This is a genomic window from Streptomyces sp. NPDC054975 (assembly GCF_053609105.1).
Genome location: NZ_JBSGWV010000091.1, coordinates 1 through 9,390, shown reverse-complemented (window position 1 = coordinate 9,390; position 9,390 = coordinate 1). Strand labels below are relative to the sequence as shown.

The following is a 9,390-nucleotide window of genomic DNA, read 5'->3' as shown; positions in this document are numbered from 1 at the left end:
CCCCGGAACATCCGGGGGCCCGGCCCTTTGCCGCGGGCGGGCGGCAGGCGTGGGGCCTCCGGCCCAGACCTCAGGGGTGGGCGGCTGCCGGGATGCGGCGCCGGCCCCCGGTCTCGTCAGGGTCTCGGGGAGGGGCGGGGCGGGGACGCGAAAGGCCCGGCCCCCACGGGGCCGGGCCTTCGCTCGTGGTGTTACGCCTTGCGGAGACGGAACGTCAGGGACAGGACCTCGTCCGTGAACGGGGTGCCGTACGCCTCGTCCGCCTCGCCCGTCGCGAAGTCCGTGGCCAGGACCTCGTCCGCGATCAGGGTCGCGTGGGCCGTCAGGGCCTCCGCCGTTTCCGGGGACTCCGACGTCCAGCGCAGGGCGATGCGGTCCGCCACGTCCAGGCCGCTGTTCTTGCGGGCCTCCTGGATCAGACGGATCGCGTCACGGGCCAGGCCCGCCTTCCGGAGCTCCGGAGTGATCTCCAGGTCCAGCGCCACGGTCGCGCCCGCGTCCGAGGCCACCGACCAGCCCTCGCGCGGGGTCTCCGTGATGATGATCTCCTCGGGGGTGACGAAGATCGTCTCGCCGTTCACCTCCAGGGTGGCCTCGCCGGCCTCCCGCAGCGCCAGCGACAGCGCCGCCGCGTCCGCGGCCGCGACCGCCTTCGCGACGTCCTGGACGCCCTTGCCGAAGCGCTTGCCCAGCGCGCGGAAGTTCGCCTTCGCCGTCGTGTCGACCAGCGAGCCGCCGACCTCGGAGAGGGAGGCCACGGACGTGACGTTCAGCTCCTCCGTGATCTGGGCCTGGAGCTCCGGGGAGAGCTCGGTGAAGCCCGTCGCCGCGACCAGGGCCCGCGACAGCGGCTGGCGGGTCTTCACGCCCGACTCCGCCCGCGTCGCCCGGCCCAGCTCCACCAGGCGGCGGACCAGCGTCATCTGCGTGGAGAGCGTCGGGTCGACCAGCGACGCGTCCGGCTCCGGCCACGTCGACAGGTGGACCGACTCCGGCGCGTCCGGGGTCACCGGGACCACCAGGTCCTGCCAGACCCGCTCCGTGATGAAGGGGGTCAGCGGGGCCATCAGGCGCGTGATCGTCTCCACCACGTCGTGCAGGGTGCGCAGCGCCGCCGCGTCGCCCTGCCAGAACCGGCGGCGTGAGCGCCGCACGTACCAGTTCGACAGGTCGTCCACGAACGCGGAGATCAGCTTGCCCGCCCGCTGCGTGTCGTACGACTCCAGCGCCTGGGTGACCTCGGTCACCAGCGTGTTCAGCTCGGACAGGAGCCACTTGTCCAGGACCGAGCGCTCCGCCGGCGCCGGGTCGGACGCGCTCGGCGCCCAGCCGGACGTACGGGCGTACAGCGCCTGGAAGGCCACCGTGTTCCAGTACGTGAGGAGGGTCTTGCGGACGACCTCCTGGATCGTGCCGTGGCCGACCCGGCGGGCCGCCCACGGGGAGCCGCCGGCCGCCATGAACCAGCGGACCGCGTCCGCGCCGTGCTGGTCCATGAGCGGGATCGGCTGCAGGATGTTGCCCAGGTGCTTGGACATCTTGCGGCCGTCCTCGGCGAGGATGTGGCCCAGGCAGACCACGTTCTCGTACGACGACTTGTCGAAGACCAGCGTGCCGACGGCCATCAGCGTGTAGAACCAGCCTCGCGTCTGGTCGATCGCCTCGCTGATGAACTGCGCCGGGTAGCGGGACTCGAAGAGTTCCTTGTTCTTGTACGGGTAGCCCCACTGCGCGAACGGCATCGAGCCCGAGTCGTACCAGGCGTCGATCACCTCCGGCACGCGCGTCGCCGTCTTCGAGCAGCTCGGGCAGGAGAAGGTCACCGCGTCGATGTACGGGCGGTGCGGGTCGAGCTCCGACTGGTCCGTGCCCGTCAGCTCGGTCAGCTCCGCGCGTGAGCCCACGCACGTCAGGTGGCCGTCCTCGCAGCGCCACAGCGGCAGCGGGGTGCCCCAGTACCGGCTGCGGGAGAGCGCCCAGTCGATGTTGTTGTTCAACCAGTCGCCGAAGCGGCCGTGCTTGACCGAGTCCGGGAACCAGTTCGTCTTCTCGTTCTCCTCGAGAAGGCGGTCCTTGACGGCGGTCGTACGGATGTACCAGGACGGCTGCGCGTAGTAGAGCAGCGCCGTGTGGCAGCGCCAGCAGTGCGGGTAGCTGTGCTCGTACGGGACGTGCCGGAAGAGCAGACCGCGCGCGTCCAGGTCGGCCGTCAGCTGCTCGTCGGCCTTCTTGAAGAAGACCCCGCCGACCAGCGGCACGTCCTCCTCGAAGGTGCCGTCGGGGCGGACCGGGTTCACGACCGGCAGGCCGTAGGAGCGGCAGACCTTGAGGTCGTCCTCACCGAAGGCGGGGGACTGGTGGACCAGACCCGTGCCGTCCTCGGTCGTGACGTAGTCGGCGTTGACGATGTAGTGGGCCTCCGCCGGGAAGTCGACGAGGGCGAACGGGCGCTCGTACGTCCAGCGCTCCATCTCCGCGCCGGTGAAGGACTCGCCCGTCGTGACCCAGCCCTCGCCGAGCGCCTTGTCGAGCAGCGGCTGCGCGACGACCAGCTTCTCGTCGCCGTCGGACGCGACGACGTACGTGACCTCGGGGTGCGCGGCGACCGCCGTGTTGGACACCAGGGTCCACGGGGTCGTCGTCCAGACCAGGAGCGAGGCCTGGCCGGCCAGCGGGCCGGAGGTGAGCGGGAAGCGGACGAAGACGGAGGGGTCGACGACCGTCTCGTACCCCTGTGCCAGCTCGTGGTCCGAGAGGCCGGTGCCGCAGCGGGGGCACCACGGGGCGACGCGGTGGTCCTGGACCAGCAGGCCCTTGTCGAAGATCTGCTTGAGCGACCACCAGACCGACTCGATGTACTCGGGGTCCATCGTCCGGTACGCGTCGTCCAGGTCGACCCAGTAACCCATGCGGGTCGTCAGCTCGGCGAAGGCGTCGGTGTGGCGGGTCACGGACTCGCGGCACTTGTCGTTGAACGCGGCGATGCCGTATTCCTCGATGTCCTTCTTGCCGGCGAAGCCGAGCTCCTTCTCGACGGCGAGCTCGACCGGCAGGCCGTGGCAGTCCCAGCCGGCCTTACGGGCCACGTGGTAGCCGCGCATGGTCCGGAAGCGGGGGAAGACGTCCTTGAAGACGCGGGCCTCGATGTGGTGGGCGCCGGGCATGCCGTTGGCGGTGGGCGGGCCCTCGTAGAACACCCACTCGGGGCGGCCCTCGGACTGCTCCAGGGTCTTGGCGAAGACCTTGCTCTCGCGCCAGAAATCGAGCACGGCGTGCTCGAGCGCGGGCAGGTCGACCTGGGCGGGCACCTGGCGGTACTGCGTCATCGATCTTCCTCCGGCGGACTGCTTCGTTTCCGTCCGGAGGGACGAGAGCGCCGTGCTGCGCGGCTCCCGCGGTACCACCCTCCTTGGCCCCGGGCGTGTGCTGCCCATGGCCCCCTCATTGGGGTCGCGATGCCGGTTCTAGTCGCCTGACGGCTTTCTTCCGGCGGCTCCGGGGTGATGGTTCACATCGGGCTCGCCCCCGGGCTCTCACCGTCCCCGGGTCGCTCATGGCTGCGTACGACGCTACTCGTCCCCATCCAAGCCTTTCGCTGAGCCCAGTGTACGGGCCCGGAGGCGGCTCGGCCGACCTCATTACGGGCGGGGCGGGAGGCGGCCGAACGTGACCCGAATGGCCATACGGGCGTGGCCGGACTTCGCAGGTCGTCGCGGGGCGGATTACGGGGCGGGGAGCTGGGCACAACGGATGCAGACTCGCCGTGCCACCGGCATGGGACGGGTGCGCACGGCGGCGTGCCCCGTTGCCGCGGGCCTTGGGTCGATTTATCGTCCCAGCACGATTCGCGAGCAAGATCACAAAATGTGAAGGGGCCGCGACATGGTGGCGAAGAAGACCGCCGCGAAGAAGACCTCGACCGCCGGTGCCACCGGTTCCTCCGGCGCGGGCGGGGCGGCCAAGGACGTCACCGGCAAGAAGTCGACGGTCGTGAAGAAGGCGGTCGCGAAGAAGGTGGTCCCGGAGAAGACGGTCCCGGAGAAGGCGGTCGACAAGAAGGCCGTCCCGAAGAAGAGCGTCGCGAAGAAGGCGGCCACCAAGACGGCGGCCAAGGAGACAGCCGCGAAGAAGACGGCCGCCAGGAAGCCGGCTGCCAAGGAGCCGGCTGCCACGGAGGCGGCCTCGAAGGCCGCCGAGGCCCCCGCCGCCAAGGAGGCGGCCACCAGGAAGACCCCGGCCGCCCAGGAGGCGGCCGTGAAGAAGGCGCCGGCGGGCAAGAAGGCCGCGGCGAAGAAGACCGCAGTCAAGAAGAAGGCCGCTTCCGCGGCGCAGGTGGAGCAGACAGGAGCCGCGACAGTGGCAGCGAAGAAGACCGCGGGTGGCGTCACGACGGCCGAGAGCGAGGCCGCTGTTCCCCAGGCGCGCACCGGTGAGCTGGCCGTACGGCCCGGTGAGGACCCCTGGACGCCCGAGGAGGTCGCCGAGGCCCGGGCCGGCCTTGAGAGCGAGGTCGCACGGCTGCGGGCCGAGCTGCTGCACTCCAAGGAGGAGCTGACCGGCCTCATGCGGGACTCCGGGGACGGCGCGGGCGACGACCAGGCCGACACCGGCACGAAGAACATCACCCGCGAGCACGAGCTCGCCCTGGCCGCCAACGCCCGCGAGATGCTGGAGCAGTCCGAGCACGCCCTGGAGCGCCTCGACGCGGGCACGTACGGCCTCTGTGAGGTGTGTGGCAAGCCGATCGGCAAGGCGCGCATGCAGGCCTTCCCGCGGGCCACGCTCTGCGTCGAGGACAAGCAGAAGCAGGAGCGCCGCGGCTGACGGTCCCGAAGGGGTGTGCCGTACCCTCGTGCACAGTCAGGCACCTAGGTTGAGGGACTCACGTGGCAGAGGCGGAGCGCATCATCGGTACGCCGGATTCAGACGCTGACGGCGCCGGCGGCGTCGGTGGCGCCGACGGCTCGGGCGGCGAGGCCGCGGCCGAGGCTCAGGCGCCTGCCGAGCAGCCGAAGGGCAGGCGCAAGATCGTCGCGCTGCTCGTGGTCGCGCTCGTCGCGTACCTGCTCGACCTCGGCAGCAAGATGCTCGTGGTCGCCAAGCTGGAGGGCCACGAGCCGATCCAGGTGATCGGCGACCTGCTGAGGTTCGAGGCGATCCGGAACCCGGGCGCCGCCTTCGGCATGGGCGAGGCCTTCACGATCATCTTCACCTGCATCGCGACCGTGGTGATCGTCGTGATCATCCGGCTCGCACGCAAGCTCTACAGCACGTCGTGGGCGATCGCGCTCGGCCTGCTGCTCGGCGGTGCGCTGGGCAACCTGACCGACCGGATCTTCCGCTCGCCGGGCGTCTTCGAGGGCGCGGTCGTCGACTTCATCGCGCCCGCGCACTTCGCCGTCTTCAACCTCGCGGACTCCGCGATCGTCTGCGGCGGCTTCCTCATCGTGATCCTGTCCTTCCGGGGCCTGGATCCGGACGGCACCGTCCACAAGGACTGAGCACTCCCGGCACAAGGCATACTCGACGGGTGAGTACGAGTCCCGAGATCCGCACGCTGCCCGTTCCCGATGGCCTGGAGGGCGAGCGCGTCGACGCCGCCATCGCCCGCATGTTCGGGTTCTCCCGTACGAAGGCGGCCGAGCTGGCCGCCTCCGGAAAGGTCCAGGTCGACGGCGCCGTCGTCGGCAAGTCCGAGCGGGTCAGCGGCGGCGCGTGGCTCGAGGTCGAGATGCCCGGTTCCCCGGCGCCGGTGCAGATCGTGGCCGAGCCGGTCGAGGGCATGGAGATCGTCCACGACGACGACGACATCGTCGTGATCATGAAGCCGATCGGGGTCGCCGCTCACCCGAGCCCCGGCTGGACCGGGACGACGGTCATCGGCGGCCTCGCCGCCGCCGGGTACCGCATCTCCACCTCCGGCGCCGCCGAGCGCCAGGGGATCGTGCACCGGCTCGACGTCGGCACCTCGGGGCTGATGGTCGTCGCCAAGTCGGAGCGGGCGTACACGCTGCTCAAGGCGCAGTTCAAGGAGCGGGTCGTCGACAAGCGCTACCACGCGCTGGTCCAGGGCCACCCGGACCCGATGAGCGGCACGATCGACGCGCCGATCGGACGCCACCCGAACCACGACTACAAGTGGGCCGTGACCGCCGACGGCAAGCCGTCGGTGACGCACTACGACCTGATCGAGGCCTACCGCGCCGCCTCGCTGCTCGACATCAAGCTGGAGACCGGCCGTACGCACCAGATCCGTGTGCACATGTCGGCCCACCGCCACCCCTGCGTGGGCGACCTCACCTACGGGGCGGACCCGACGATGGCCAAGCGCCTCGGCCTGACGCGCCAGTGGCTGCACGCCGTACGGCTCGGCTTCGAGCACCCCTCCGACGGGAGCTGGGTCGAGTTCGCGTCCACCTACCCGGCGGACCTGCAGAACGCGCTGGACCGGATCGCGGCGGAGAGCGCGTGAGCACCGAGACCGGCACCGGGTACGAGGTCCGCGAGGCGATCGGCCAGGACGACCGCGAGGCCTGCTTCGCGGTGCGCCGCGAGGTCTTCGTCGTCGAACAGAACGTGCCGCAGGAGATCGAGTACGACCGCTACGACGAGACGGCCGTGCACGTCCTCGCCCTGCGCGAGGACGGGCTGCCGCTCGGCACCGGCCGACTGCTCCACGGCGCCGACGCCGTCGGCAAGACCGGTGCCGACGCCTCCGTCGGCTCGCTGGGACGCCTCGCGGTCACCCAGGCCGCGCGCGGCCTCGGGGTCGGCGCGGCGCTCGTCCGCGCCATCGAGGACGCGGCCCGCGGGCGCGGTCTGACGGCCGTGGACCTGCACGCCCAGACCCACGCGCTCGGCTTCTACGAGCGGCTGGGCTACGAGGTGTACGGCCCCGAGTTCTCGGACGCGGGCATTCCGCACCGGGCGATGCGCCGGGCGCTCTAGCCGAGGGCCCGAGGCCCCAAGGCCCCAAGGCCCCGAAGCTCCGAAGCTCCGAGGCCCCGAGGCTGCCAAGCTCCGGAGCACCGCCGGTCCCGGCGCCGCGCGTGAGCGGCGCCGCACTGCGGTTTGGGGGGATTCGTTCCCTCGCGTGGCAGGGTTGAGGTCCGATTGTCGACCTGAGGGCGCCCCGTGGATCAATTGGCCCTGTTGTTCCTGCTGTTGCTGGGCGCGGTGCTCACCGTGCCGCTCGGGGACCGGCTCGGGCTGCCGGCCCCGGTGCTCATGACCGTCATAGGGGTCGTGCTGGCCTTCCTGCCCTTCGTGCCGAACGTCGAGATCCCGCCCGACTACATCCTTCCGCTCGTCCTCCCGCCGCTGCTCTACGCCGCCGTGCAGCGCACGTCCTGGCGCCAGTTCGCGGCCAACCGGCGGCCCATCTTCCTGCTCGCCGTCGCCCTGGTCTTCGTCACCACGGCCGCCGTCGCCGCCACGGCGACCGCGCTCGTCCCGGCGCTCCCGCTCGCCGCGGCCGTCGCCCTCGGTGCGCTGGTCGCGCCGCCCGACCCCGTCGCCGCGACCGCCGTCGCCGGCTCGCTCGGCCTTCCGCGCCGGCTCGTCTCGATCCTGGAGGGCGAGGGACTCTTCAACGACGTCACCGCGATCGTCCTCTACCACGTGGCGATCGGCGCGGTCGTCGGCGGCAGCTTCAGCTGGGGAGGCGCGGCCCTCGAACTCGTCCTCTCCGCCGTCGTCGCCATCGCCGTCGGACTCGTCCTGGGCTGGCTGAGCAACAAGCTCATGGGCGCCCTCGGCGAGGTCACCCTGCAGACCGGGCTCACCCTCCTCGTCCCCTTCGTCGCCTACGTCCTCGCCGAGGAACTGAAGGGCTCCGGCGTCCTCGCCGTCCTGGTCGTCGCCCTCTACCTCGCCGAGAACGCCCTCGACGCCGACGACGTGATGGGCCGGCTCGCCGGGCAGACCTTCTGGCAGATCGTCGACACCCTCGTCACGGGCATCGCCTTCGGGCTCATCGGCCTGGAGCTCCACAACGTCTTCGGCACCGCCGACGACCAGCTCGCCAGGATGCTCGGCCGGGGCGCCGCCGTGGCCGGTGTCGTGATCGTCGTACGGCTGCTGTGGCTGCTGCCCGCCACCTGGCTGGCCAAGCGCCTGCACACCCGGCGCGACTACGACGAGGAGATCCCTGTCAGCTGGCGCGAGACCGTCGTCATGTGGTGGTCCGGGATGCGCGGCGTGGCCTCGGTGGCCCTCGCGCTCGCCATCCCGCTGCGTACCGACGACGGGTCGCCCTTCCCCGGCCGGGACGAGATCGTCTTCGTCGCGTTCTGCGTGATCATGACCACACTCCTCCTCCAGGGGCTCACCCTGCCCTGGCTGGTCAAGCGGCTCGGCGTACGGGCCGACACGGACGCCGAGCGCGCCCTGGAGCGGGAGCTCGCGGTCCGCGCGGCCAAGGCGGCCAAGCGGCGGCTGAAGGAGATCGAGGAGACCGAGGAGCTGCCGGAGGAGGTCCAGGAGCGGCTCCAGCGTGGGGCGTTCGACATCGGGGCGCGGATCAGCCCGGACATGGTGGACGAGGAGCGGCGGGCGGCCTTCGCGGAGCGGGCCGGGCGGCTCAAGGCCGTCCAGCGGATCCAGCGCGAGATGATGTCCGCCGCGCGGCACGAGGTGCTCGCGGCGCGCAGCGAACCGGGGGCCGACCCGGAGGTGGTGGACCGGGTGCTGCGTCAGCTGGACGTGCGCAGCATGAGGTGACCGGGGGGTGGCGCGGCCGGCTGGCAGGATGGACCGCATGGACATCATGCTTTTCCACTCGACCTACGGTCTGCGTCCGGCGGTGGAGGCCGCGGCCGAGCGGCTGCGGGCCGCCGGCCATCAGGTGCACGTGCCGGACCTCTTCGGGGGCCGGACCGCCGGCACCGTCGAGGAGGGGATGGCGCTCCAGGAGGAGATCGGCAAGGACGAGCTGCTGAAGCGGGCGATCCTGGCCGCCGCCCCGTACTCGGAACGGGGTCTGGTCTACGCGGGCTTCTCGTTCGGTGCCTCGGTCGCCCAGACCCTCGCCCTGGGGGACGACAAGGCGCGCGGGTTGCTCCTGCTGCACGGCACCTCGGACATCGCGGAGAACGCGTCCGCCGACGACCTGCCGGTCCAGCTGCACCTCGCCGACCCGGACCCCTTCGAGCCGCACGACTGGCTGACGTCCTGGTACCTGCAGATGGGCAAGGCGGGGGCCGACGTCGAGGTCTACCGCTACCCGGGCGCGGGCCATCTCTTCACCGACCCGGACCTGCCGGACTGGGACGAGGACGCGGCCGAGCGGACCTGGACGATCGCGCTGGCGTTCCTGGAGAGCCTCCAGGACGGCTGAGCCCGACGGCTCTGCGTGACGCGCGCGAGGGCGCGGCGGGGGCTCTCCCGCCG

Annotated in this window: 7 protein-coding genes; 6 read left to right on the top strand and 1 reads right to left on the bottom strand. The window is 71.5% G+C overall.

Features of this window, described 5'->3' with window-relative positions; translation table 11 throughout:
* Positions 1–191: 191 nt before the first annotated feature.
* A complete protein-coding gene (gene ileS / locus ACWF79_RS34410) occupies positions 192–3,326 on the bottom strand; it encodes an isoleucine--tRNA ligase (RefSeq protein WP_453732114.1) in 3,135 nt (1,044 codons plus the stop codon).
* Between the two features lie 556 nt (positions 3,327–3,882).
* On the opposite strand from ileS, the gene ACWF79_RS34405 reads away from it, so the two are divergent.
* The 6 genes from ACWF79_RS34405 (at position 3,883) to ACWF79_RS34380 (ending at position 9,337) form a co-directional block, all read left to right on the top strand.
* Positions 3,883–4,824, top strand: a complete 942-nt coding sequence (locus tag ACWF79_RS34405; RefSeq protein ID WP_453732113.1) for a TraR/DksA family transcriptional regulator — start codon at positions 3,883–3,885, stop codon at positions 4,822–4,824.
* Positions 4,825–4,886: 62 nt separating this feature from the next.
* A complete protein-coding gene (gene lspA / locus ACWF79_RS34400; protein WP_453732112.1) occupies positions 4,887–5,501 on the top strand; it encodes a signal peptidase II in 615 nt (204 codons plus the stop codon).
* A gap of 29 nt (positions 5,502–5,530) precedes the next feature.
* Positions 5,531–6,472, top strand: coding sequence for an RluA family pseudouridine synthase (locus ACWF79_RS34395; protein ID WP_453732111.1), 942 nt, complete (start codon positions 5,531–5,533; stop codon positions 6,470–6,472).
* Positions 6,469–6,948 (top strand): GNAT family N-acetyltransferase, encoded by a 480-nt coding sequence (locus ACWF79_RS34390; protein WP_453732110.1) that lies wholly within the window; start codon positions 6,469–6,471, stop codon positions 6,946–6,948. Before ACWF79_RS34395 ends, ACWF79_RS34390 begins: the two co-directional genes overlap by 4 nt.
* Before the next feature lie 186 nt (positions 6,949–7,134).
* The gene (locus tag ACWF79_RS34385) at positions 7,135–8,721 is read left to right on the top strand and encodes a Na+/H+ antiporter (protein WP_453732109.1); all 1,587 of its coding nucleotides are present in this window, start codon (positions 7,135–7,137) and stop codon (positions 8,719–8,721) included.
* Between the two features lie 37 nt (positions 8,722–8,758).
* Entirely contained in the window at positions 8,759–9,337 is a 579-nt protein-coding gene (locus ACWF79_RS34380) for a dienelactone hydrolase family protein (protein ID WP_453732108.1), read from the top strand.
* Positions 9,338–9,390: the final 53 nt, after the last annotated feature.